The sequence below is a fragment of the Staphylococcus delphini genome, assembly GCF_900636325.1.
In the GTDB taxonomy this organism is placed as follows: Bacteria; Bacillota; Bacilli; order Staphylococcales; family Staphylococcaceae; genus Staphylococcus; species Staphylococcus delphini.
Genome location: NZ_LR134263.1, coordinates 1,590,053 through 1,616,020 on the forward strand (window position 1 = coordinate 1,590,053; position 25,968 = coordinate 1,616,020).

The 25,968-nt window shown below is 37.9% G+C and carries 22 protein-coding genes and 1 riboswitch; of the genes, 11 read left to right on the plus strand and 11 right to left on the minus strand.

The genetic code is table 11. From position 1 onward, the window contains the following. The first annotated feature begins 282 nt into the window (after nucleotides 1–282). The 7 genes from EL101_RS07610 (at nucleotide 283) to EL101_RS07640 (ending at nucleotide 8,546) form a co-directional block, all read left to right on the plus strand. Nucleotides 283–522 (plus strand): hypothetical protein, encoded by a 240-nt coding sequence (locus EL101_RS07610; protein ID WP_096596294.1) that lies wholly within the window; start codon nucleotides 283–285, stop codon nucleotides 520–522. A 68-nt stretch (nucleotides 523–590) separates the two neighbouring features. Beyond that, entirely contained in the window at nucleotides 591–1,415 is an 825-nt protein-coding gene (locus tag EL101_RS07615; RefSeq protein WP_096596295.1) for a VOC family protein, read from the plus strand. Between the two features lie 3 nt (nucleotides 1,416–1,418). Then, nucleotides 1,419–1,622, plus strand: coding sequence for a DUF6501 family protein (locus EL101_RS07620; protein ID WP_019165338.1), 204 nt, complete (start codon nucleotides 1,419–1,421; stop codon nucleotides 1,620–1,622). 97 nt (nucleotides 1,623–1,719) lie between these two features. Further along, nucleotides 1,720–2,517 carry an ATP-binding protein gene (locus EL101_RS07625; protein WP_096596296.1) on the plus strand — a complete coding sequence of 266 codons (798 nt, stop codon included), beginning with the start codon at nucleotides 1,720–1,722 and terminating at the stop codon, nucleotides 2,515–2,517. An 11-nt stretch (nucleotides 2,518–2,528) separates the two neighbouring features. Further along, nucleotides 2,529–4,418 carry a vWA domain-containing protein gene (locus EL101_RS07630; protein ID WP_096596297.1) on the plus strand — a complete coding sequence of 630 codons (1,890 nt, stop codon included), beginning with the start codon at nucleotides 2,529–2,531 and terminating at the stop codon, nucleotides 4,416–4,418. A 116-nt stretch (nucleotides 4,419–4,534) separates the two neighbouring features. Then, a complete protein-coding gene (gene brnQ3 / locus EL101_RS07635) occupies nucleotides 4,535–5,881 on the plus strand; it encodes a branched-chain amino acid-like transporter carrier protein BrnQ3 (protein ID WP_096596298.1) in 1,347 nt (448 codons plus the stop codon). A gap of 1,063 nt (nucleotides 5,882–6,944) precedes the next feature. Further along, nucleotides 6,945–8,546, plus strand: a complete 1,602-nt coding sequence (locus EL101_RS07640) for a BCCT family transporter (RefSeq protein WP_096596299.1) — start codon at nucleotides 6,945–6,947, stop codon at nucleotides 8,544–8,546. Between the two features lie 51 nt (nucleotides 8,547–8,597). On the opposite strand, the gene EL101_RS07645 is transcribed toward EL101_RS07640, so the two are convergent. From EL101_RS07645 to EL101_RS07655, 3 genes are read right to left on the minus strand one after another with little or no spacing between them, the layout of a single operon-like run. After that, nucleotides 8,598–9,764 (minus strand): toxic anion resistance protein, encoded by a 1,167-nt coding sequence (locus tag EL101_RS07645; protein ID WP_096596300.1) that lies wholly within the window; start codon nucleotides 9,762–9,764, stop codon nucleotides 8,598–8,600. Beyond that, on the minus strand, nucleotides 9,761–10,399 hold the full coding sequence (locus tag EL101_RS07650; protein ID WP_096596301.1) for a 5-bromo-4-chloroindolyl phosphate hydrolysis family protein: 639 nt from the start codon (nucleotides 10,397–10,399) through the stop codon (nucleotides 9,761–9,763). Before EL101_RS07650 ends, EL101_RS07645 begins: the two co-directional genes overlap by 4 nt. A 12-nt stretch (nucleotides 10,400–10,411) precedes the next feature. Then, entirely contained in the window at nucleotides 10,412–10,684 is a 273-nt protein-coding gene (locus EL101_RS07655) for an acylphosphatase (RefSeq protein ID WP_096596302.1), read from the minus strand. A 158-nt stretch (nucleotides 10,685–10,842) separates the two neighbouring features. Here EL101_RS07655 and msaA point away from each other — a divergent pair, with 158 nt between their 5' ends. After that, a complete protein-coding gene (gene msaA / locus EL101_RS07660) occupies nucleotides 10,843–11,151 on the plus strand; it encodes a regulatory protein MsaA (protein WP_096596303.1) in 309 nt (102 codons plus the stop codon). A 192-nt stretch (nucleotides 11,152–11,343) separates the two neighbouring features. Further along, nucleotides 11,344–11,544 (plus strand): cold shock protein CspA, encoded by a 201-nt coding sequence (gene cspA, locus EL101_RS07665; protein ID WP_014613945.1) that lies wholly within the window; start codon nucleotides 11,344–11,346, stop codon nucleotides 11,542–11,544. A 300-nt stretch (nucleotides 11,545–11,844) separates the two neighbouring features. Here the strand turns inward: cspA and lysA are convergent, their stop codons facing one another. From lysA to EL101_RS07705, 8 genes are all read right to left on the minus strand, one after another. After that, nucleotides 11,845–13,110 carry a diaminopimelate decarboxylase gene (lysA, locus tag EL101_RS07670; RefSeq protein WP_096596304.1) on the minus strand — a complete coding sequence of 422 codons (1,266 nt, stop codon included), beginning with the start codon at nucleotides 13,108–13,110 and terminating at the stop codon, nucleotides 11,845–11,847. Further along, the gene (alr, locus tag EL101_RS07675) at nucleotides 13,111–14,187 is read right to left on the minus strand and encodes an alanine racemase (protein WP_096596305.1); all 1,077 of its coding nucleotides are present in this window, start codon (nucleotides 14,185–14,187) and stop codon (nucleotides 13,111–13,113) included. After that, the gene (locus EL101_RS07680; protein WP_096596306.1) at nucleotides 14,184–15,338 is read right to left on the minus strand and encodes a M20 metallopeptidase family protein; all 1,155 of its coding nucleotides are present in this window, start codon (nucleotides 15,336–15,338) and stop codon (nucleotides 14,184–14,186) included. Before EL101_RS07680 ends, alr begins: the two co-directional genes overlap by 4 nt. A 143-nt stretch (nucleotides 15,339–15,481) precedes the next feature. After that, a complete protein-coding gene (gene dapD / locus EL101_RS07685) occupies nucleotides 15,482–16,201 on the minus strand; it encodes a 2,3,4,5-tetrahydropyridine-2,6-dicarboxylate N-acetyltransferase (RefSeq protein ID WP_096541222.1) in 720 nt (239 codons plus the stop codon). 19 nt (nucleotides 16,202–16,220) lie between these two features. Then, nucleotides 16,221–16,943, minus strand: a complete 723-nt coding sequence (gene dapB, locus EL101_RS07690) for a 4-hydroxy-tetrahydrodipicolinate reductase (protein WP_096541225.1) — start codon at nucleotides 16,941–16,943, stop codon at nucleotides 16,221–16,223. Beyond that, nucleotides 16,940–17,818, minus strand: coding sequence for a 4-hydroxy-tetrahydrodipicolinate synthase (gene dapA / locus EL101_RS07695; protein ID WP_096596307.1), 879 nt, complete (start codon nucleotides 17,816–17,818; stop codon nucleotides 16,940–16,942). Before dapA ends, dapB begins: the two co-directional genes overlap by 4 nt. 3 nt (nucleotides 17,819–17,821) lie before the next feature. Then, the gene (locus EL101_RS07700; protein WP_096545423.1) at nucleotides 17,822–18,808 is read right to left on the minus strand and encodes an aspartate-semialdehyde dehydrogenase; all 987 of its coding nucleotides are present in this window, start codon (nucleotides 18,806–18,808) and stop codon (nucleotides 17,822–17,824) included. A 202-nt stretch (nucleotides 18,809–19,010) separates the two neighbouring features. Next, nucleotides 19,011–19,190: riboswitch (Lysine riboswitch) on the minus strand. A 239-nt stretch (nucleotides 19,191–19,429) separates the two neighbouring features. Then, entirely contained in the window at nucleotides 19,430–21,040 is a 1,611-nt protein-coding gene (locus EL101_RS07705; protein ID WP_019165354.1) for an ABC-F family ATP-binding cassette domain-containing protein, read from the minus strand. A 200-nt stretch (nucleotides 21,041–21,240) separates the two neighbouring features. Here EL101_RS07705 and EL101_RS07710 point away from each other — a divergent pair, with 200 nt between their 5' ends. Together EL101_RS07710 and EL101_RS07715 are read left to right on the plus strand one after the other, a co-directional pair. Next, a complete protein-coding gene (locus EL101_RS07710; RefSeq protein ID WP_096596308.1) occupies nucleotides 21,241–22,152 on the plus strand; it encodes a CvfB family protein in 912 nt (303 codons plus the stop codon). 277 nt (nucleotides 22,153–22,429) lie between these two features. Further along, entirely contained in the window at nucleotides 22,430–25,912 is a 3,483-nt protein-coding gene (locus tag EL101_RS07715; RefSeq protein WP_096596309.1) for an SdrD B-like domain-containing protein, read from the plus strand. Nucleotides 25,913–25,968 lie beyond the last annotated feature (56 nt).

A 25,968-nucleotide genomic window follows, 5' to 3' on the forward strand; every position in this document is an offset into this window, starting at 1 on the left:
GAGCGGTGCTTAAGTCACAGAATTCATCAAATTTTACTTCTCTTTAATCAAATCTTCTTTCAAAGTTAGTTTCTAATTATTTTTCTAATGAGTTTGTTTTCTTAAAATGTTCCTATCCATCTTGGCAATTTTTCATTATATTTGCATACGAGAGGGTAAGTTTAAAGAAATACAAAAAGTAAAACGTTTTATAAATTTTTTGATAAAATTACGGTGTGCCACAATTGGGATTTTTGTATTACAATGAATAAAAACAACACTTTAAAGAAAAGGGTGTCAACGATGAGTGATAAATTTGTTTATATACTTATTATTATCGGTGTAATTAATATGATTGCAGAATTAGGGTTAATCGTCGCAAGTTTATTAGGTTATCTTCATTATTATCCAGTTCTCCAATTCATTGGGACAGGATTATTAGTCTTATTTGCCTTCGATACTTTAAAGTTTAATCGTTCGAAAATGATTTATATTGTGGCAGGTATCGCTTTTATTGTTGCTGGTACGATACTCAAATTTTAAAGCTATGTCATCTGATTCCTTCCATACTTTATTTACGTTATAATAAAAACAAAGAGGAGTGAGATCAAATGGCGCAGTTTCGTAGTGTGACATTGGGCACTAAAAGTATAGACAAAACGATTGATTTATTCCATAATATGTTAGGTATGACGTACCACAGAAAGGGCAATCGTGTTCAATTTGGAGATGCACAACGCAGCCCTGGTACACGCCTTCAGTTTGTTGAAATAGCAGAATCGATTGAACCGGCGCATCAACATTTTGAAAGTGTGGCATTACGTACACCGAGTAACGAGGGTATTGATGAATATATGGCCATTTTAAAAGCACAGCAACATCCATTTGAAGGGCCTGCTCTTTTGAATGGTCATCAATGGATACAATTTTCTGATGCCAATGACCAACATTTCAATATTTTTTCAGACGAAGCGAATGTCGGCATTGGACTGGGAATGCCTAGTGAAGAGAGTTCTGTCAGTCCGCTACATCAATTACAAGGACTCGGCCCAGTGATGTTGCGCACACATGAACCGGCTGTGACGATGACGTTATTAAGTGATTTATTTGGCTTTAACCCTATTGCTGAATACACTTCACCTCAAGCCAATCAATCTGTCGTAGTTATGGAAGGAGAGGGCGGTGGATTAGGTGCTGAAGTTCATATTTATCAAACAGACACTATACAAATCCCACCGTACGGCATCGTTGAGCAACTCGAATTTACGGCACAACACGAAGACGAATTTAATAATGCGTTGAATCAACTGACACATCACGATATCCCATTTCAACAGCTTAAAAATGAGCAACATGAGACGCGTTCGATTCGTGTCAATGATATTAGCGGGCTAGCATTGATTTTAACATTAGCGCATGCAACGAAAGGAAGTTAAACTATGTTACATGAAACTTGGAAAACGCGTACACCACTTAAAAAGGTGAAAGTCGTTCATACAGATGCAAAGAAATTTACTGTCAGCGATATGTTAACTGTTGGACAAACATATGATGTCGTTAACGAAACTGAAGAATACTATCAAATTATTGATAACTCAGGTCACGTCGGCGGTTATTACAAAACTTATTTTGAAGAAGTATAAGCACTTCTTGTGTTATCACGATTTAAAATTTCAAAAAGCGGGGGTATCTCGGTACTCACGTCTTTTTTCATGCACTTAAATAGAAAGGGAAATGACAATGGTTAAGGAATTTACTGGTTATATTAACTCCGATGAAACTGTTCTTGGAGATGCAATCAAGTTGTTCGAATTGAATAAAAACATATTACTAAAAGGGCCCACTGGTTCAGGGAAAACGAGATTAGCTGAAACATTGAGCGAAATGACTGAATTACCGATGCATCAAATTAACTGTTCTGTTGATTTAGATGCAGAAAGTTTACTCGGCTTTAAAACGATTAAAACATCAGATCAAGGCCATCAAGAGATTGTTTTTATCGATGGTCCAGTTATTCGTGCGATGCGTGAAGGTCATATTTTATACATCGACGAAATCAATATGGCGAAACCGGAAACGTTACCAATTTTAAATGGTGTGTTGGACTATCGTCGTCAATTGACCAACCCATTTACAGGTGAAGTGATTAAAGCGGCGCCTGGTTTTAAAGTCATAGCAGCCATTAATGAAGGCTATGTTGGGACACTACCGATGAATGAGGCATTAAAAAACCGTTTCGTCGTGATTAATGTAGATTATATTGACGGCCAAACTTTACATGATGTCATCAAGGCGCAAAGTTTATTGCAAGACGATCCATTAATTGACCAAATTATTAAATTTAATGCTGATTTACGTACGATGACACAACAAGGACAATTGTCTGAAGAAGCAGCAAGTATTCGTGCATTAATTGATATGAGCGATTTAGCGACAGTGATGCCGATTGAACGCGCGATTCAACGTAGTATCATTGACAAATTAGAAGATGAACGTGAACAACAAGCGATAATGAATGCGGTAGAACTTAACTTTTAGAAGGTGATATTATGAGCGATCGCTTTATCATGTTTAACGACGAACAACTCGATGCCATGAAAATGATGATGTTACAAGATTTGGCACGGCTGTTGTTGAAAGATCCGAATACACAAGTCAAAGTCCACAAATTTCCTTATTATGATGCTATCAATGATGAAGTCATTTGTAGTTCTTTTTGGGCCCATCGACCTGAGCATATTGAACATACCGGACTGAAGACAGACGTTTTACTGGCGACTTATAGTTATTTTCATATGGACCCACAAATCGTCAATGAAGTCGTGGCGAATGAAGAAGGGTTCCATCATCCGAAACTCTATCGTCAACTGTTTAAGATGATGGAAGAGATGCGTATTTTAAGTTTAATTGAACGCGAACGTCCACGCACACAAAAATTGATTCAACTTCGTAAGCAAACGCGTCAACAATACAGTGCATCACAAATAAATGTGTATCAAACGAAAACATTATTTACAGATTTGTTCTTTTTAAATTTAGAATATTCATTTTTACGTGATGATTTTTATACCATTCCGCATATTCATCCTGACCTTCAGCCGACACTCGAATTCATTTATCAATATTTGCCAGATGCTTTTCAACTTCAGTCAAGTGAAGAAACGATGTATTTAACGCAACGGATTATGTATCAAGTGGATGACTGGTTAGACGAAGATATGTTAAACGAGTATTATCACATCCCACGTCACGTCTATGAAGCATTATGCCAGTTGACTCTTGAAGATTTGAAACGTGTCGATGCTGCAAATACGGATCAGCATAACGGAGCGGAAGAGGACGATGTCGAAACTGAAAAAATTGAGTCTAAAAATATCGATAGCGAATCTGCTGGTGGCGCTTATCTTGAAATGGAACTTCATGAAGGCGAAAACAGTGATGTGCTAGGTGATGATAGTGCACGTGAAGGTGACAGCACTGATGATATGACAGACATGATGAGTAAAAAAGGCAAAGGTTCCAATGATACGTTAGATGATCAAGAAGGTGGCGAACAAGGGCCTTCAAATGCATTACTAAGTCTCAAAGGTATTAACCAATATGTCGATATCAAGTGGCACGTGCCTGATATTTTGCCAGAATACATTGAAAGTTATCGCCAAGTACAAACATCTGTTCAATTTGAAATCAAAGACCTTATTCAAATTATTAAAAAGACGATTGATCGTGAATATCAAGATGTGCGTACGAATTTAACGAAAGGGCGTTTGCAGCGTAATTTGCTCAATTGGTTTATAGATGATGAGTACAAATTATTTTATAAAAAAGCTGACCAGAGCCGGACTTTTGACGCTACTTTTACGTTACTCATTGACGCATCAGCGAGCATGCACGACAAAATGGATGAGACGATCAAAGGTGTTGTACTATTCCATGAAACATTGAAAGCACTCAATGTAAAGCATGAAATACTTGCGTTTAATGAAGATGCGTTTGATGCAGATGCACAATATCAACCGAATATCATTGATGAGATTATTAATTACCATCAGTCAACTTTCAATACCGAAGCACTGAGAATTATGTCACTCACACCGCAAGACGATAATCGTGATGGGGTCGCAATTCGGGTTGCAAGTGATCGTTTATTGTCTCGTTCGGAACAACAGCGTTTTCTTATTGTCTTTTCGGATGGTGAACCTTCTGCGTTTAACTATAGTCAAGATGGCATTTTGGATACGTATGAAGCTGTTGAAAACTCACGCAAACTTGGCATCGAAGTGTTCAACGTCTTTTTAAGTCAAGAACCCATAACTGAATCCATCGAACAAACGATCCATAACATTTACGGGCAATATGCCATCTTTGTTGAAGGTGTCGAACATTTGCCAAGCTTACTTTCACCATTACTGAAAAAGTTGTTATTGAAATCATTTTAGTTCTTTTTGCCTATTTTGTAACAACAATTTTCAAATTTTCAGAAATTTTATAGACGGTTACATGTTCTTGTGATAGAATGAATCATATTTATTTAGGAATTTTAAGGAGCAGCATTATGAATAAAAACACTTTATTTATTGGGTTTATGTTATTTGCCATCTTTTTTGGCGCAGGGAACTTGATTTTCCCACCAAATTTAGGACTGGAAAGTGGACAATTCTTTTGGCCGTCAATTTTAGCTTTTGTCATTACGGGGATTGGTCTACCATTAATGGGCGTGATGGTAGGTGCCTTTGATAAACAAGGGTACATTGGTTCAATTAACAAAATACACCCTGTTTTCTCAGTTGTATTTTTAGTCTCAATTTATTTAACAATTGGACCGCTATTTGCCATTCCACGTACAGCATCAACGTCTTTCGAGATGACTGTGACACCGATCATTCATTCGAGTAGTCCTGTTTGGTTGTTCGTCTTCTCAGTGATCTATTTCTTAATCGTGTTGTACTTATGTTTGAATCCTGGAAAAATCGTTGACCGTATCGGTGCCATTTTAACACCGCTACTTTTAATCACGATTATTGCGATGATTATTAAAGGTTTTGTAGATTTTGGAGGTAGTGCACAAAACACTGCGAAGCCTGAAGTATATACTTCCGCGCTAGGTGGCTTCTCAAAAGGTTTCACTGAAGGTTATTTAACGATGGATGCGATTGCCGCAATTGCGTTTTCAATGATTGTTGTGAATGCAATTAAAGCGACAGGCATTAAACACGCGAATGATATTTTCAAACAAACAGCAATGGCAGGTATCATTGCTGCCATCGCTTTAGCAGTCATTTACATTTCTTTAGGATTCATCGGTAACCACATGATTATTCCTGAAGAAACAATGAAAAAATTAGTTGAAAATGACCAAAACATCGGTGCTTACTTGCTCATTACGATGGCAGATACAGGTTTTGGTTCATTAGGAAAATATTTACTCGGTATTATCGTAGCGCTGGCTTGTTTAACGACAGCATGTGGATTGATCGTATCAGTAAGTGAATATTTCAACAGTATTTTACCTAAAATTTCATATAAAGTTTATGTCTTTATCTTTACAATCATCAGCTTTATTTTATCGAACTTAGGTTTAAATGCAGTAATTAAACTTTCAATCCCTGTATTATTGATCGTTTATCCAATCGCTATTACAACAGTATTGTTAATTTTAATCGCACGTCTTGTACCGACTCGTCCGATTACACAACAAATTACTGTCGCAGTTGTAACGATTGAATCGATTCTAAGCGTTATCAATGCCAATGGTTGGGCGAAAATTGGTTTTATCAATCAATTGCCATTACATGAACATTCATTAGAGTGGTTCCCAATCGCTGTCATTACGATGATTATCGGTTACATTATTGGGGCATTTATGAAAAACTCTGATATCATCGTGTACGAAAAAGAATAAGCTTAACTCATTAACAAAACGGAGCTGGGACATTAAGTTTCCTCAGCTCCTTTACTATATTTTGTTGTGTATACCAAAGGGATGGGGCTTGAAAACTTTTGATGCTATTGATGCAATATTTTTGTTAAACTTGCCCTCCCTATGTCTTGTGGCTTTAGATTGCCTTCATGGCTTCGCGTTTCCTAGGGGCTGAGGGGAGGTTGTGACAAAAACGCTTAGGATTTGAGCAGAACCGAGCGATGAGCAAAATTGATTTCCAAATTTTGCCGAAATCGCGGGAGTTCTGTCGAAAATCCTGCTTTTGGAACACCGTTTATTGATTCCCAGCGCACCCATTCATTGTGGATTTTGGAAGCAGTACAGAAATTTTATGTGTAACAAAGATTTCGTCGTACTGCCCCCGCAAGGCTGACTAGACTTCTCAAAAGTGTATACGTTGAGAAGTCAGACAGCTACTGCGATAAACAGCAACCACTATTAAAGTAAAGAAGCGACTGTCAGCAGTATGCACGCATTCCCTCAGGAGTCTCAGCCTTCTGGGCAATCTTATATTAAACACAGCGAAACTGAGGGCAAGTTTATGAAATCAATAAATCAATAGCATCAATGTTTTATCCATTCATCCTCATTTTCCAACTACTTTAAAATCATTTAATCAGTCAAAAATATATGAATGGATTGAGACTTGAAATTTTTATGTCCCTTCCCATTCCTCTTTAAACTTTACCTCTCAACATGCAATGACCCCATTGTATGCCCTTTAACTTAAGACCTAATCAATTGAGCCCAATGATTTGTAAATGACGTTTATTTTATGGATATGGGGGTAAATGAAAAAAGTTGAACGATATTGTTTACTTCACAACTTTATTTCAACTTTTAATTTTCATGGCTACCTTTTAGAATTTTGCAATCGTACTTTAAATCCATATGACGTTCTCTTGACTCGCCGCATGTATGAAAAAAGTGAGGACATTGGAACTGTCACTGTTCATTTAAAGCACTATTGTGATATTAAAGTTGGCAGATGATGACTTATGTTTAAAGGAGAGGTTCATTTTTTATGAAAGAAAACCAAAAATTGTCAAAAGTATTTTTGTATTCTGCCATTCTTGTGTTCCTGATGGTGTTATTAGGTGTGTTCTTCCCAAAGCAATTTGGTGAAGTGTCAGGACAAATCGGCAGTTGGATTATTAACACATTTGGCTGGTACTACATGATTACGATGACGTTTATTGTGTTTTTCAGTCTATTTCTTATTTTTAGTCCAATAGGGAAATTGCGTTTAGGAAAACCCGATGATGAGCCGGAGTTCAAAACAATATCTTGGCTCGCGATGTTATTTAGTGCGGGAATGGGGATTGGTCTCGTTTTTTATGGCGCCACTGAACCGATGACACACTATTTAACACCACCGAATGCGAAACCTGAAACAAACGCGGCGATAATGGATGCGATGCGTTCAGCGTTTTTCCATTACGGGATACATCCTTGGGCCATGTATGGAATCGTTGCACTATCGCTCGCATATTTCCAATTTAGAAAAAATGAAGACGGGCTCATTTCTAAAACACTTCGTCCATTATTTGGAGATAAAGTAGATGGTACATTAGGCATCGTTATTGATGTACTCGCTGTGTTTGCGACAGTTATTGGGGTCGCTGTTTCACTCGGTGTCGGGACGTTACAAATTAACGGTGGTCTGAATTATTTATTCGGTGTGCCACAAAATATTTGGGTGCAATCCCTCATCATTCTTATCGTTACCGTGCTCTTTCTCATTTCAGCTTGGAGCGGTCTGAGCAAAGGGATTCAATATTTGAGTAATTTAAATATGGGTCTTGCCGGAATTTTACTGTTGATTACATTAATCGTCGGTCCAACCATTTTAATTTTCAAAATCATGACGTCAGCAACAGGCCTTTATTTTGATGAATTTATCTTTAACAGTCTCGACGTCGCACCGCTTAATCCTAATAAAGCAAAGTGGCTTGAAAGTTGGTCCATTTATTATTGGGGCTGGTGGATGAGTTGGAGTCCATTTGTAGGTATCTTTATTGCACGCGTGTCAAAAGGGCGCTCAGTGAGAGAATTTGTGATTGCGGTCATATTAGTCCCTACACTTGTGAGTATTTTATGGTTCAGCGTCTTTGGTGTTACAGGTATCGAGGTCGCAAAAGCTACACCAGAACTCTTCAAAATGACTCCAGAAACACAGCTGTTTGGCATATTTAATGAATTACCACTCGGACCGATATTATCTGTCATTGCGATGTTACTCGTAGGCTCATTTTTTATCACTTCTGCAGATTCAGCCACTTTCGTACTCGGCATGCAAACATCACATGGTTCCATAACACCTACAGGACGTGTAAAAGTCATTTGGGGCTTATTACTCTCACTCATCGCCTTTGTTTTATTATTATCAAGTGGTGGGGAAGGCTTAGGCGCATTACAATCAGCGGCGATTATTTCGGCGTTACCCTTTAGCATCGTCATTATATTGATGCTCATATCATTCTATAAAGACGCCAATTTAGAACGACGTCATCTCGGCTTAACACTGACACCAGATAAAGAGAGAATGCGTGAATATGTTTCTGAATCGAGAAAAGATGAAAATTATGAACTTGATCGCAAAACAACAGATGATCATGTCTATTAGCACAAAAACAGGCTTGGCAACTGAATGTCCGAGCCTGTTTTTTATACATCTTTACTGACTGTCGCGCTGGTCTTTCGCTGTAGTTAAACGCGCTTTTAAATCTGATTCTAACGCAAGCAAATCTTTCTCAGCCTGCTGACGCTTTTCACGGCCTTCTTGTTGAATTTGCAATGTTTCTTCAATCGTTTGAATAATATTATCTTGTGTCGTCTTCAATGTTTCGATATCAACAATACCGCGCTCATTTTCTTCTGCAGTGACACGCGCATTTTGACGCAACATTTCAGAATTACGTAATAAAATTTCATTCGTCGTATCTGTTACTTGCTTTTGTGCTGTCGCTGCCTTTTGTTGACGCTGCAGTGTTAACGCAATCGCCATTTGATTTTTCCACAATGGAATACTTGTTAAAATCGAACTTTGTATTTTTTCTGCTAATGCTTGGTTGACATTTTGAATCATTCGGATTTGGGGCGCTGATTGTAATGATATTTGGCGTGATAATTTCAAGTCATAAATTCGCTTTTCAAGACGGTCGACAAACTGTTCCATATCCGCAACATCTTGCACTGCCATTTGGTCATCAGCATCTTTCACTCGTTGACGCATCTCTGGCAACACCTGTTGTTCAATTTCCTTTTTCTTTTGTTCGGCCGCTGCAATATAAAGATTCAAAACATCAAAATAGTCTTTATTTTGTTGATACAAGCCGTCCAACAGTTGAATATCTTTCATTAACAATCCTTTATTCTTATCTAGCTCTATCGAAATACGATCGACTTGTGCGCTTACAGATTGCATACGTGAAAAAAGTTGCTGCATCGAATTTTTTGAGCGTTTGAACAATTTTTTGAGGAAATTGTCATTTTGTTGCGATAGCTCATCTGGATTCACTTCTTTTAACTTTTTCATCAACTGTTCCAAAGTCTCGCCAATCGGACCCACATCTTTCGACTGAATTTCATCTAACATTTGATGCGAAAAATGAGAAAGATGTGTTTGTGCATTTGAACCGAATTTCAATAAACTATCATGATTTAACGGTTCGATTTGCTCTGCTAAACTTTGAATTTTTTGACGGTCTTGGTCGTTAAAATGTTCGTTTAGCGCTTTTGTTTCTACTTCCGTCACTGCTCCTGTTTTTGGATGATCAAAATCATTAAAATAGGCATCTAATGGATGTGTACTAGTTTCATTCGCGAGATCATTTGACATCATGAATCATTCTCCATTTCTTTAACATTTCTTCGTTGGTATATTTCATTGAGTCGCATTTCAGTATCCAACTGCTCATAATCTTGCGCATTAATTTGCTTTAAATCTGCAATGAGTGTCCGCTTCACTTCTTCTAAAGTAATCCGTGTTTGCTGTAGCATTTGTCGCTCGTTGTCTGCTTTAAGTGGCATTTTAGCAAGCCGCGTATAACTTTCAATTAGGTTTAACGCATTATCGATATGCGAATAATAAAAGCTTTCAATATTAAAAAACTGAAAAGGTCGTTGTTTAATGGCTGAATTAATTGTACGCGATAATCGGTAAATATCATTCACTAATTTAAAATCTTGTATCGATCTAACTTTAATAAACGACTTTAAAATACGCTTGTTTTTGCTTTGAACTAAGTTAATTTGATGCATAATATAGTGATAATCTTTACGTGTCAAATTCATTTCTTTCAAATAGGCACGTGACGTCAAACGCTGTGTAGGGACATAACCGACTACAAAACCTGCGATGCCGATGACAAAATCTATTAAAAATGTAAAATCTAAAATGACACTTGTAAAAAAGGCGATAACTGCAACAGGCACGCCAACTACGGCACCCCAAACCCTCGATAATAAATATCTCATATTCATCTTCCTTTATGAAATCGCTCTAAAGTTTTGATATTGCTCGTTAATTTCAAGTTCATCTATTGTATAAGTATCGACACGTGAAACAGGGGAAGCGCCATTAATGACTGCTTGTGTGAAGGATTCAAGTGACGTATCATCACCTTGTGCGTGCACTTCTACATAATCCTCAATATTCTTCACTGTACCTTTGATTTGGTACTTCAAAGCTAAGCGTTCAGTAAAATAACGAAATCCAACCCCTTGAACACGTCCGTATACTCGGATTAAATAATGTTTCATACATTTCACCCCTCCACTTAATTATAAGTATTTTCAGTGCAAAAGACTAATATTTAAGTTTCATATCACTTATTTCTAGGTCTTTTAGCTTGCTTTTTAAATTTAAAGATACTATCTTCTTTAGTAAGACTTTTTTTACATATGGGGGGACGTTAGTTATGTGGGAAGTTGCTAAGATTCGTGCAGACTATGAAGGTTGGTGGTTATTCGATGATTGGCCAGAACACATCATTGATTCGCAAAAATTTGAGACCTTTGAAGCGTTTGAACAAGCGTATCAACGCATGATTCAACAAGCCAAAACAGATTATGACAATTTTATTGTTGGCAAACATAACATTTATGCATTTTATAATAATTGTGATTTAAACTTTTGTGAAGATTGTGATGAAGATTTACAGATTTTTTATAGCTTCATTACTTTAAAAAACGAAAAAATATATTTGAATTTGCCAATTATAGACTAATCAATAAATTTTAAATTCTATATTGCAAATATTGTCACATTACCTTATAATAGGGGTAAGCAATGGCATTATTCCATATTGCAAAGAATATTTTTCAGTTTTTATTTATCGAAAGTATAAAGAATGAATCAGTATTTTTTGTAATATGCGAATAGCGCATATTGAATTTTAGTCTTGGAGGTTTCACAGATTATGAAACAAGGTACAGTAAAATGGTTTAACGCTGAAAAAGGTTTTGGTTTTATCGAAGTAGAAGGAGAAAACGATGTATTCGTACACTTCTCTGCAATCAACCAAGAAGGTTACAAATCATTAGATGAAGGTCAATCAGTTGAATTTGAAGTAGTTGAAGGCGACCGCGGTCCTCAAGCTGCAAACGTTGTTAAACTATAATAAATAGATGCAATATTGACTTAGAAAAAAGCAGTGAAGTTCGCTTCGCTGTTTTTTTGTTTTTATAAATGTTTTTATCCTGTTATCAGAATGCTTCTTATTGAACCGATTGATCCGCCAGAAGGTTTTTCAGAATTAACAGATGAAGCGTTTGAATATTTAGTATTCGGAATTAAACCTAAATAAGCACCTAACCGATAAAAAGGTGAGGTGCTCTTTTTTATCATTACATTAAATCAACATGTCAAAAGTATCTATCTAACGAAGCAAACATTCATTGCCTCATACCATGAATTGTGCTTATTTCACATCATTAATAATCAATTGACGTAACGATTGACGTTTCACGACTTCTCTTGCTTTACCATTTTTCACAAAGAAGACGCTTGGTTTCTGCATTTGGTTATAATTTGAAGCCATACTATAGTGATACGCACCTGTCGTTAGTATTGCTAAATAATCGCCTCGTTTTACACTAGAAGGTAATTGTGCTTCATGAATAATAATATCGCCTGATTCACACAGTTTTCCTGCAATGGTAACTGTTTCATCAGGTGTTTCATTACGATTAATCAATAAAGCCTGATATTTCGCGTCGTATAAAGCTGTGCGGATGTGATCACTCATTCCGCCATCGATAGACACATACTTATTGACACCAGGAATGTCTTTGATTGTGCCAACTTCATATAGCGTTACACCCGCTTCCGCAACGATAGAACGTCCTGGTTCAATACTCAATGTCGGAATAGGGTATTTTAACTGCTGACACTCTGCTTTAATCGCTTGTACAATCTCTGTAATACTTGCTTCAATGTCGAATGATTGGTCAGCCTCAACGTATTGCGCACTAAAGCCACCACCTAAATTGAGTAAATCGATCGCAATTGCATGTTCGTCGAGCCAATTCAGCACCATTTTAGCCGTTTCAATCATTCCCGTTGTTTCTTCAATTTGCGAACCGATATGGAAATGAATGCCTTTCAACACGATATTATGAGTGTTACGGATTTTTTCAACTGCTTCTAAAGCGAGCCCATGTTTTAAAGAAAGACCGAATTTACTTTTCTCTTGTCCGGTTTGGATAAATTCATGCGTATGTGCTTCAACACCTGGATTCACACGCAACAGTACATCTACAGGTTTTGTCGCATACTGTTCGATGAGGTCAATTTCATCTAATGCATCAACAACGAAATAGCCGATACCACTTTCAAGGGCATAACGAATTTCATGTTTCGTTTTATTGTTGCCATGAAAATGAATGCGTTGTGGATCAAAGCCTGCTTCTAATGCTGTGTAAAGCTCTCCCTCTGATACGACGTCTAATTCGAAATCTTCCTCAGCCGCAAGTTTAACCATTTGAAGACATGTAAATGCTTTTGAGGCATAAGATAACACATAGCCGATATCGTTTTGTTGAAAAGCACTGTGATAACGTCTCATTTGTTGACGAATTTGATCTTCATCATACACAATTGTCGGCGTACCGAAACTTTGTGCTAACGTTTTTAAACTTGTTCCTCCCAATGTTAATTCACCATTTTGATTGTAACTAACTGTCATTTAAACATACTCCTTTATTAACGAATTCAAATTTAATGCACTGAGTTGTTCAGAATTAGCGCCAACACCTTTAAACGTGTAGTCATCAATACGCAAATCTGAACTATATAAAATAACGCTATCTTTCGCTGATACTGTGTCATCTACTTCCACAAACATATGACTCATCATGAGCGCACGAATCGGATAACGGTTGCCATTAATCGAGACATCATGTTGCGCTCTTGTCCGTAAAATGCCATCTCCATATCCGACATCTACAACCGCTAAACGTGTATGCGGCTGATCTACGGTATAAGCAAAACTGTACCCACAATGATCGCCTTGTTGGACATTTCGCACTTGAACCACATTGGCTTTTACGGTCAATGCTTGTGTAATGCGATCAACTGACAGACTCGAGTAGGGACGCGAACCATATAGCGCAATACCGATACGTGCATGTGTATGATGATTAAATAGACGTTGGCCTTCTCTATAATAACTGGCACTATTTTGAGCATGAATGAGGTCGAAATGATACCCTCGTTGTTGCACGAGTGTCTCCACAATAGCCAACCATGCCTCACGTTCTTGTTCATACATGTCGACATCAAATTCATCCGCATAACCGAAATGCGTCCACAAACCAGTAATTTCCATTTTAGGTGCCGGATTCTGCTCGTGATCGGCTAAAACGGCGAGCAATTCTTCTGTTGTTTTAAAGCCAGAACGATGGAGTAGATTTTCATATTCCAAATGCACTTTCACACCCGCTAAAGCTGCTTTATGTGTATGATAAAACGCTAAAGAAGGTAACGTCATATGGATATCATTTGCTCTCAAACGGTCAAATTCATCTGTCGCATTCATTAAAAATATCGTTGCGTCTGGCGCCAGCTCTCGAATACGCACCGCTTCAACTAACGATGTCGTACTGAACGTATCAATACCTGCTTGTTGAAACGTTTGTACGGCAAAATCCAAGCCGTAATTGTACGCATTATTTTTCACAACCGCCATCACAGATTGATTTTGCGTTACTTGTTTCACATTTTGAAGAAATTGGGCTGAATCGACTTGCCATAATGCTGTCATGCTTCCACCTCGTTGTAGTTCATTAACAATCGTTCATAATAATCTGCAATACGAATCAACATGCGTTCATCAAAGTTTAAATGCGGTGTATGCAAACCTGTCACGAACTGCTTTTCTTCGTTACGTGTCCCGACAAAGACGAAATATGCCGGTGCGATTCGACCATAAAAACTGAAGTCTTCACCAAATAAATAGGGCAGTTCATTTTCGATTACATTAAGCTGATTGTATTCGAGACTTTCGACGACATATTTTTTCAATGCAGGATCATTCATAGTCGGTGGATAACCTTCCGCAAAACGCACGTCACATTTCACGCCGAATAACAATTCTGCACTGTCACTAATTTTTTGCATTTGTCCTTGAATAATACTTAAGTCATCCATATCATACGTACGAATCGTGCCTTCTAAGTAGCCATTGCTCGGAACGGTATTAATTGCTTCTCCCGCATGAAAATGACCGATATGAACGATATTTCGTTGCAATCCATTCAAATGATACTGTTGAATTTGAGACAATTGCGCCATAATATGTTGTAACGCTTCTCCGGCAGATTTACCTTGTTCTTTGTTGGCAACATGACTCGATTCACCTTCAATAAAAAAGCGAAATTCTGTCGCACTTGCCGTAATTTCATTATCACGAATGACGACTGAACCTTCTTCAACAAAAGGCATGACGTGAACACCATAGATTGCTTTAATGTTATATGATGCAAATGCGTTGGCTTTAATTAATAAATTCGCGCCACCACCGGATTCTTCGGCAGGTTGAAAAATGAATAACACATTATGTGGCAACTCACCTTTATCATATAGCGCTTTACAACGTTGTGCAAATAGCATGAGCGCTGTGGTATGACCATCATGGCCACAAGCATGCATGCGATCATCTACTGTACTGCGATAATCGACATCATTTTGTTCATGAATCGGTAGGGCATCGATATCTGCTCTAAAAGCGATGGTTTCATCACTTTGGCCTTTTAAAAAACCGATAATCCCTGTTTCAAGAGGGCGTTCATATGGAATATCTAATGACTCTAAAAAATGTTGTAAGTATTGTGTTGTTTCGTGTTCTTGAAGACTCAGCTCGGGATGTTGATGAAGATATCGACGATGCTGCGTGACAAATTCAAGTTCATTCATATGCTTTCACTCCCATCATTATGTATAAAAAGAGAAGAGGATGGGATAACTTAATGTCCCAGTCCTCATAAAAAGTAGCGTTATGTTTATCATCGCTGGAACAGGGCGCCGATATGAGATATGATAGCGCGCCTGTGGATGTATTACTGATCTAACTGACGTAACGCTGCGACAATTTCACGTTTTGAATCTTCTACTTCATGCGCTTGTTTGATCACTTTCGCCGGTGTCCCTGCAACAACAGCACCTGCTGGTACATCTTGCGTTACAATGGCACCCGCAGCAACAATCGCACCTTCACCAACACGTACGCCTTCAAGAATAACAGCATTCGCTCCAATTAACACGTTATCCTCAATCACTACAGGAGAGGCACTTGGGGGTTCAATTACACCTGCTAATACTGCACCAGCACCAACGTGGACATTTTTACCGGTAGTTGCACGACCACCTAATGTTGCATTCATATCAATCATCGTTCCTTCACCCACGATGGCACCAATATTAATCGTTGCACCCATCATCACGACAGCGCCATCACCAATTACGGCATGTTCACGAATAAATGCGCCTGGTTCGATTCGTGCATTCGTATTGATTAAATCTTTCAATGGAATGGCCGAATTACGTCGGTCCATTTCAATTTCTAAGTCTTCAATTCGCATTTGATTTTCTTCATAAAATGCGTGCCAATCTGATGCTTCACAAAAAATGACTTTTGAATTTTCTGAACCGAATACTTTAAATTGATCCGGAAATTGCACGTCACTGAATTCACCGTTGATATAAACTTTAATCGGTGTAGATTTTTTCGCATCACTAATATATTGGATGATTTCTTCAGCTGTAAAATTTTTAACCATAACGTTTTATACGCTCCTTTTATAAGTTATCAAAAGTATAATACCCTGGTTGACGGTGAATTAACTTTTCTGCTGCACCTAACGCACCATTCGCAAAAATATCTTTCGACTGGGCACGGTGAGAGAGGGTAATCGTTTCATCTGTTCCTGCAAATAAGACATCATGTTCACCGACAATCGTACCTCCACGCACCGTATGAATACCGATTTCATTTTTCGTACGTTTCGCATCGTGTTGACTTCTGTCATAAACGGGTGTGACATCTTGTCGTAACGATTCAATCACATCATAAAGTTTAACGAGCGTACCACTTGGTGCATCCACTTTCTGATTATGATGCGCTTCCGTTAATTCAATGTCAAAGTCTTGAAGTAAAGGGACTGCCGCTTCTAATATTTTAGTCAATACGTGGACACCATAGCTCATATTGGCACTGAAAAATACTGGCATTTTATCACTTAACGCTTGAAGTTTATCAGTAATTTGTGTCTTTTCACCCGTTGTTGCAATGACAAGGGGCAGTGTGAAATCTTCTTCTAATAATGGCAATAACAATTGTGGATGTGAAAAGTCAATCGCTACATCCGCATCTGTCACTTCACTGATTTTTTGATAAATCGGATAGGGCACATGCGCCGTTGAACGACCTGCAATGACACCTACAATGTCATGTCCGTTCGCTTCAGCTAATCGTGCGACACGTTGGTTCATTGCGCCGTATCCAATTAATAAAATTTTCATGTCCGAACACCTGCTTTAAATTGTTGGTAAACTGCTTTTAACTGTTGTTGCTCTTCGTCATTCAGTGGTACTAATGGTAAGCGCACCTCATATTGCCCAAAGCCTTCTAACGCTGCCAAATATTTAATCGGAATCGGATTAATATCGACACGCATCGCATCAAGAAGGGTTGCAATCGGTTCAAAGCGTGCTGCTCGATCCTTCACATTTGTATAAATTTGTTGGAATTCATTCGGGATGACATTTGCAACGACCGAAATGACACCATGACCACCTTGTTTATAATATGACACAATATTATCATCGTTGCCACTATACAATGCAAACTTGTCTGTATCTAAGCGTTGTTGAAGTTCTGCTAAATAATTAAAATCATCAGTCGCATCTTTTAACGCAACGATATATGGATGCGCACTTAAACGAACGACTGTATCCACTTCGATTGTTGAATTTGTTCTTGATGGCACATTATAAAGGACTACAGGTAGTTCTGTCGCATTCGCAATCGCTTCAAAATGGGCAACTAAACCACGTTGACTCGTTTTTAAGTAATACGGTGTGATGAGCATAATCGCATCTGCACCTAATGCCTTTGCACGTAAAGACGCTTCAATTGATTTTTGCGTGTTATTCGTCCCAGTTCCTACAATAATAGGGACACGTTGCGCATTTTCTTCTATTACTGTTGTTAAAATACGATCTTTTTCTTCATCTGTTAAAGTTGGATTTTCAGCTGTTGTACCGTTAACCACGATGGATTGAATACCATTGTCGATTAAAAATTGGACTTGTCTTTTGATCGCGTCATAATCCACTTCTCCATTCGAAAAAGGGGTGATTAAAGCGACGCCTGTGCCTTCAAAAATATGTGACATAGTTTATGCTCCTTTCAATTGAAGTACCTGTTCTAACACTTGGACTGCATTAAGCGCAGCACCTTTTAATAAATTGTCTGAAGTGACCCAAATGTGGAATGTATTGTCTAACGAATCGTCTTTACGAATACGTCCGACAAACACTTCATCACGACCTGTTGAATGAATCGCCATTGGATATTCATTTTTGGCTGGGTTATCGACGAGGACAACACGTGCATCTTGTTCAAAAAGTGCTTGGATGGCTTCCACTGTTGCCGGTTGGTCCAGCGTCACATTCATATGAACACTATGACTATCTTGTACCGGTACACGTACACAAGTTGCTGTAACATTTAAAGTCGGTTCATTTAAAATCTTTCTAGTTTCATCAATCATTTTTTGTTCTTCTTTTGTATAGCCATCTTCTAAAAAGACATCAATATGTGGTAATACGTTGTTATAAATTGGATGTGGGTAAGCTTGCGGCGCCACACCTTTTGGACCGTCTTCTAAGTCTTTTTTACCTTTCATACCTGAACCTGACACAGCTTGATAAGTCGTGTATGCCACGCGTTTTAACCCATATTTTTCTTGCAATGGTTTCAGTGGTACGACCGATTGAATCGTTGAACAGTTTGGGTTAGCAATAATGCCTCTTTTAAAAGTAGGGGCATTGACTTCAGGTACGACAAGGTCAACGTCTTCCGTCATGCGCCATTGACTCGAATTATCAATAATAATGGCACCGTGTGATTCAAACAGTGGGGCAAAATGCGCACTCGTACCGCCACCCGCACTCATTAAGACGTAATCAAAACCACCATCCGTTGCTTCATCTGTCAATTCTTGTACGATATACGTCTGACCTTGAAACGTGACTTCTTGACCTGCTGAACGTGCCGAAGAAAAAAGCACGAGTTCATCAAAAGCAATACCTTTACGATCAAGTGTTTCTAAAATTTTAGTTCCTACTAATCCTGTTGCACCTACAACTGCTAATTTTGTCATTCCACTTCACTCCATTTTTTTCAATTCACAAAGATTGTAATGTTCTTAAAATTTAGATAATAATTGAGCTATTGGTAGTACATTGGGCACTTATGTTGGTCACTAGAGCATTTTTTGAAGAGGGTGAAAGTCACTGTTATCAGACCGTTTCAAAAATGATAAATAAAAAACAAGCTCGGCGTGCGAACTTGTTAACTCTATATACAAGTGATGCACTCCATTATTGTAACAATAATGACAGATTCTTAGCTCTTAACCAAAGAATCCAACAAACAAGTACCTGCAATACTGTTCGTTTCGGCATCTCACCCTTTCGATATACAATGCTTGCAGACATGACTTCAATATATCTACTTATGATCGATGCGCCTCATCAATAACTATTCAATTATTATGGATACCATTATACATAGAATGTCATCACGTGTAAACAGAAAATGCTAAAATTTTCAGCATTCTTTTAGGTTCATATGTCGATTTTTTTATAAGCAACGTGTTGTTAAAAGAAGGTGCTAAAAAAACGAGCCACCCAAGTAGACATAATAGGGGAGAACTACATATGTATCCGATTCACTCAAAATAAAAAACGAGATGACATGATATCATCCCGTTAAAAAATTTTTATGCTTTAGATTTCAAAATCCCTTTTTCTTCTAAGTACGCCTCGTAAGAAATTTCTTTCGATAAACCACCAGGCACATCTAAATCGATCACACGGTTCGCAATCGTATTAATAAACTCAAAGTCATGCGATGTGAAAATCATAGACCCTTTAAATGATTTCAAACCTTCATTGACAGAGGTAATACTTTCCAAATCTAAATGGTTCGTCGGCTCATCTAATAACAATACGTTCGCACTAGAAAGCATCATTTTACTTAACATACAACGTACTTTCTCACCACCGGAAAGAACGCTAGCTTTTTTCTTCACTTCTTCACCACTGAATAACATACGTCCTAAGAAACCACGTAAAAATGTTTCAGTTTGTTCATTTTCTGGCGCATATTGTCTTAACCAATCTACTAAGTTCATGTCAACGCCTTCAAAATACGCCGAGTTATCTTTAGGGAAGTAGCTTTGTGAAGTTGTGACACCCCATTTATAGCTGCCTTCATCCGGTTCCATTTCGCCGGCTAAAATTTTAAGTAGTGTCGTTTTTGCGATTTCACTTTCGCCCATTAATACCGCTTTGTCATTTGGGTTCATCGTAAATGACAGTGAATCTAACACTTTTTCACCGTCAATGGTTTTAGAAAGGTTTTCAACAAATAATAAATCATTACCAATTTCACGTTCTGGCGTGAATTTTACGAAAGGATAACGACGTGAAGACGGTTGAATATCATCCAATTCAATTTTTTCAAGTTGTTTTTTACGGCTCGTTGCTTGTTTTGATTTAGATGCATTGGCAGAGAAACGTGCAATAAAGTCTTGTAACTCTTTCATTTTCTCTTCTTTTTTCTTATTTTGTTCTTGCGCCATTTTTTGTGCTAATTGACTTGATTGATACCAGAAGTCATAGTTTCCGACATAAACTTTAATTTTACCGAAATCTAAGTCAGCAATGTGCGTACAAACATTATTTAAAAAGTGACGGTCGTGGGATACAACAATCACGGTATTATCAAAGTTAATTAAAAAGTCTTCTAACCAACTGATCGCTTGAATGTCCAAACCGTTTGTCGGCTCATCCAGTAAAAGTACATCAGGCTCACCGAATAAACTTTGGGCGAGCAACACTTTCACTTTTTGGTTATTTTCAAGCTCTGACATTGTTTTATCGTGCAAGTCTGTACCAATGCCTAGGCCAGATAACAATGTTGCAGCGTCAGATTCTGCGTTCCAACCGTTCATTTCAGCAAATTCGCCTTCAAGTTCAGCTGCACGAATACCATCTTCGTCACTGAAATCAGGCTTCATATAAATCGCATCTTTTTCTTGCATCACTTCAAACAAACGTTCATGACCTTTAATCACAACGTCTAACACGCGCTCATCTTCATACGCAAAGTGATCCTGTTTAAGGACTGCCAAACGTTCATCTTTACCGAGTGACACGTGACCTGTTTGTGAATCAATTTCACCTGATAAGATTTTTAAGAAAGTAGATTTTCCGGCACCATTTGCACCAATTAAACCGTAACAATTGCCTGGTGTAAACTTAATGTTCACATCTTCAAATAATTTACGATCACCAAAACGTAAACTTACATCCGTAACTTGTAACATGCATTTTCTCCTTTAATTCATTTATTCTAATGGATGCATTATATCATGAGAATGCCTTATAAATCTAATTTCTATTGTATTTTCTATCAAGGTTTCAACTGAAATCACTGTCGTTGTTCAAGAGATTTCATTATTTCACTGCTTATCACACATCGACATGCTATAATAGATATAACTTATCAATTAAAGAGGAGTACGTTATGTCATTTAAAGAAAATGAAATTATTGGGACGATAGAATTTTTAGAAGTGAAGTCACTTGAAGGTTCTACGTATCACTTAGAAGGTCCAAACCGAGAAAAAATTAAATTAAATGCATCAGAAGTGAATGAAGATGATGATTTAGAAATAGGGGAGTCGTATAGCTTTTTCGTCTATCCTAACCGTGCTGGCGATTTGTTTGCGACTCAAAACATGCCAGATATTACTGTTGGACGTTATGATTTTGTACGCGTGTTAAACACCGATCGCGATGGGGCTCGTGTAGATGTTGGATTGCCTCGTGAAGTATTAATACCGTGGGAAGATCTACCTAAATTGAAGTCATTATGGCCAGAAAAAGGTGACGAAGTATTATGTACATTGCGTATTGACCGTGACAGACAAATGTTCGCACGTCTCGCTTCAGAAACGACAGTTCATCAAATGTTTACCCCTGTTGCAGCAGACAAACTTGAAGACATGCGCAATCACATGATGAAAGCACGTCCATACCGTTTATTACGTGTTGGCACATTTTTATTATCAGAAGACGGTTATAAAATTTTTGTGCATGAGTCAGAACGTCAAGAAGAGCCACGTTTAGGTCAAGCATGTGACGTCCGTATTATCGGCGTCAACGATAAAGGGGAGTTAAACGGTTCATTTTTACCACTTGCACACGAACGTTTAGATGACGATGGCGAAAAAATATTTAATTTACTTGTGGAATACGAAGGCGAGTTGCCATTCTGGGATAAATCTAGCCCTGAAGCAATTAAAGAAGTATTTCATATGAGCAAAGGTGCATTCAAACGTGCAATTGGTCATTTATACAAACAACGCCTTATCAATATTGAAACAGGTAAAATCACTTTGACACGTAAAGGTTGGACACGTGCAGAAAATAAATAGTTAATGATTCATGGGAGGCTTGCCTTAAGTGGCGAGTCTTTTTTTGATCTTAAACACCCACACAAATGCTAAAAAACCTTACTACCATAACATTCCTACACTAAAATTTACTTAGTTCATCCCAGTCAACTAATTTTTTAAATCCTTAAATATTTATTAACTCATATTTTTTTATATTGTCGTTTAAAACAGAACAATATATAATAGCGATTAATGTGTTTATAAATGTTGTATGAAACATGAGATAAAGAGATAAAGAGATAAAGAGGTAAAGAAATTGATTACAAATAAAAACATATATAGTATTCGAAAACATAAACTTGGCGTGGCGTCATTCTTATTAGGGACATTATTTATTGTAGGGCAAGCACATGATGCTGACGCTTCAGAAGTGAGCCCAACAACACAAGCACAAAATGTCGAAAAGGAACAGATGAAAACTGAGGGAGAAGGAGCATCTGATGTAGTAGAACAAGCAGTCAGTGAAGCAACACCAGTAGCTGAAAATACACAAGAAGCAACACCTGCTTTAACTGAAGTCGCGAAAGAAGCAACACCAGTAGCAAATGAAAATGCGAAAGAAGTTAGAGTTCCTGAAAGCACACAAGAAGTTACAAAAACTGAAGCAGAAGTGACAGAAATTGCACAACCTGTATCACACGTGGAAAAGCCTGTTACTCAAACAGCTGCACCTACAACAGGTAAACAACAAACTTCACCACGACAAGCACAAGAAGTCACTGCACCAGTGGATATGAAGGAAGTTAATGTGGAAACTGGAACAGATGTAACGAGTAAGGTAAAAGTAGAAACATCGTCAATTACTGCAAATCAAAATAAAGATAAAAAGATTAATGCGACAAATCATCGTCAATCAAATGCAGTCAACCCACACAACGCTGAACGTGTTACATTAAATTATAATTGGTCATTTGACAACGGCATCAAAGCGGGAGATTATTTTGACTTTCAATTAAGTGACAATGTCGACACTAATGGGATATCAACAGTTAGAAAAGTCCCACACATTATGGATAGTCAAAAAAATGATCAAATTATTGCTTACGGGGAAATTAATGAAAACAATCGTGTCCGCTACCGTTTTATGGACTATGTAAATCAAAAAGAAAATTTAAAAGGTAAATTGTCATTAAATCTATTCATTAACCCCGCAAAGGTTCAAGATGAAGGTGATATTACTGTTTCATCGACTTTAGGACAAACTACAACTAATCAAAATTTCAACATTAAATACATTGACGGCGTAAAAAATGCGGCTGGTGTTACATTAAACGGTCGTCTTGATGAATTATCAAAAGCAGATCAATCATTCACACATTATGCGACATTTAATCCTAACAAGAATAAATTAACATCAGTATCGATCGTAGGAACTGTTATAAATGGGGCAAAACAAAATGGTAAACCAGGTGAAGTTAAAGTTTATGAGTTCGTTGGTAGCGGGAATCTCCCACAAAGCGTTTACGCTAATGTTAATGATAACCAGCAATTTAATGACATCACTTCCAAAGTAAGTATAAGCAGCAACAACAGTTCTGGATATCAAATCAATTTTGATATGGAAGGCAAACACCCTTATGTGATAGTTTATAAAGGGCATTATGACAGTAATGCGAAAGATTTTTCTTTTAGAACAAATGCAACAGGTTACCAAAACTTAAATCAACATACCGACTATTTATATTGGGGGTATGGTAATTCTTTCAATCTAACATGGGATAATGGGGTTGCTTTCTATTCTAACAACGCGAGTGGGGAAGGGAACGACAAACCTATACCGCCAACTTATGGGTTCAGTCCAACAGTCGAAACAAGTCAAAATACTGTTACTTATTCTCCTGTAATGACTTTCCAACAAACTGGAGTTTTAGAAGTGATTGAAGATAGTGCTGTATTAAATACACTTTCACAGTCTGGTGAGGACCGTGGTGAAAATACTTCTCCAGTCATTGAGACAATGGAAGATACACAACCTGTTGATTTTGAGGAAACAACGACGTTCCCACCGTCAAATCATGCAAATGAAGTGATAGAGTTTGAAGAAGACACAAACTATGGTGAACAAGATACGGTACATCACTCCGATGTCGTTGAATACGACGAAGATACGACAACTGGCATGTTAACAGGTGCCTTTTCTGACCATACAACAGAAGAGGACACGATGGAGTACACAACTGATGGCTTGTTGATTGAGTTCGAGGATGAAATGAATCCTAATGTGAGCGGTCAGTACGATGACATCTCAATGGATACGATAGAAGAGTCATCTCAAATTGACACATTCACTGAACTTGAATCTGAATTTGGTCAACATGACGGTGCAATGGATACAATTGAAGAATCATCTCAAATTGATACATTCACTGAACTTGAATCTGAATTCGGTCAACATGACGATACAATGACATTTGAAGAAGACACTATCGTTGAGAAACCAAAAACGGAAAAGGGCAATCGAGTACCACTTGTGATTGATTTATTAACGCCAAAGAACAACTACAAGTTCAACATTCAACCAGAAGCGCCTGCTACGTATCAAATTGGTGACTTTGTATGGCGTGATGAAGATCATAATGGTGTACAAAACGAAGGTGAACGTGGTCTTGAAGGGGTTATTATCACACTTAAAACGGCTGATGGCACTGTAGTGGGTACAACAACTAGTGACGAAAATGGCCACTACCAGTTCACTAATGTTCAAAAAGGCAAGTACATTGTTGAATTTGCTGTACCAGAAGGCTATGAAGCAACAAGTCGACATACAACAGCTGATACTACAAAAGATTCTGACGGCTTAATCGCTCATATCGATGTTACTAAAGATGATATGACGATTGACGCTGGATTCTTCCCATTAGAAAATTGGAATCCAAAACAACAAGATGAAACGTATACAATTGGTGACTTTGTATGGCGTGATGAAGATCATAATGGTGTACAAAACGAAGGTGAACGTGGTCTTGAAGGGGTTATTATCACACTTAAAACGGCTGATGGCACTGTAGTGAGTACAACAACTAGTGACGAAAATGGCCACTACCAGTTCACTAATGTTCAAAAAGGCAAGTACATTGTTGAATTTGCTGTACCAGAAGGCTATGAAGCAACAAGTCGACATACAACAGCTGATACTACAAAAGATTCTGACGGCTTAATCGCTCATATCGATGTTACTCACGACGATATGACGATTGATGCGGGATTCTTCCCATTAGAAAATTGGAATCCTCAGCCTGAGCCAAAAGATCCTAAAGAAAACGAACAACCTGAGCCGATGAAGCCGGATGAAATGGAAAAACCAGAACCTAAACAACCGGATGTACCACAACCTGAGCCAATGAAGCCAGGCGAAATGGAAAAACCAGAACCTAAGCAACCGGACGTTCCACAACCTGAACCGATGAACCCAGAAGAAATGGAAAAACCGGAACCTAAACAACCGGATGCGCCACAACCTGAGCCAATGAACCCTGGTGAAAAAGAAATGCCAAAAGAAATGCAACCAGGTGAGCGCAAGCCATCTCAACCATCAACTATGCCTCAGCACGAATCAACTGAAAAAGGGCATAGCAAAATGACGGCATCAGAACAATCATCAACAACTGATGAAGTGTTGCCTGAAACAGGTGAATCATCGTCACAATCATCTGCTTTGATCTTCGGTGGTTTACTCAGTCTATTAGGACTTGGTTTATTACGTCGATCACCCAAACAAAATCGTTCTTCAATGAAATAAACATGACATTAAAAACCCCTGATTGCACGATGATGTGTAATCAGGGGTTTCATTCT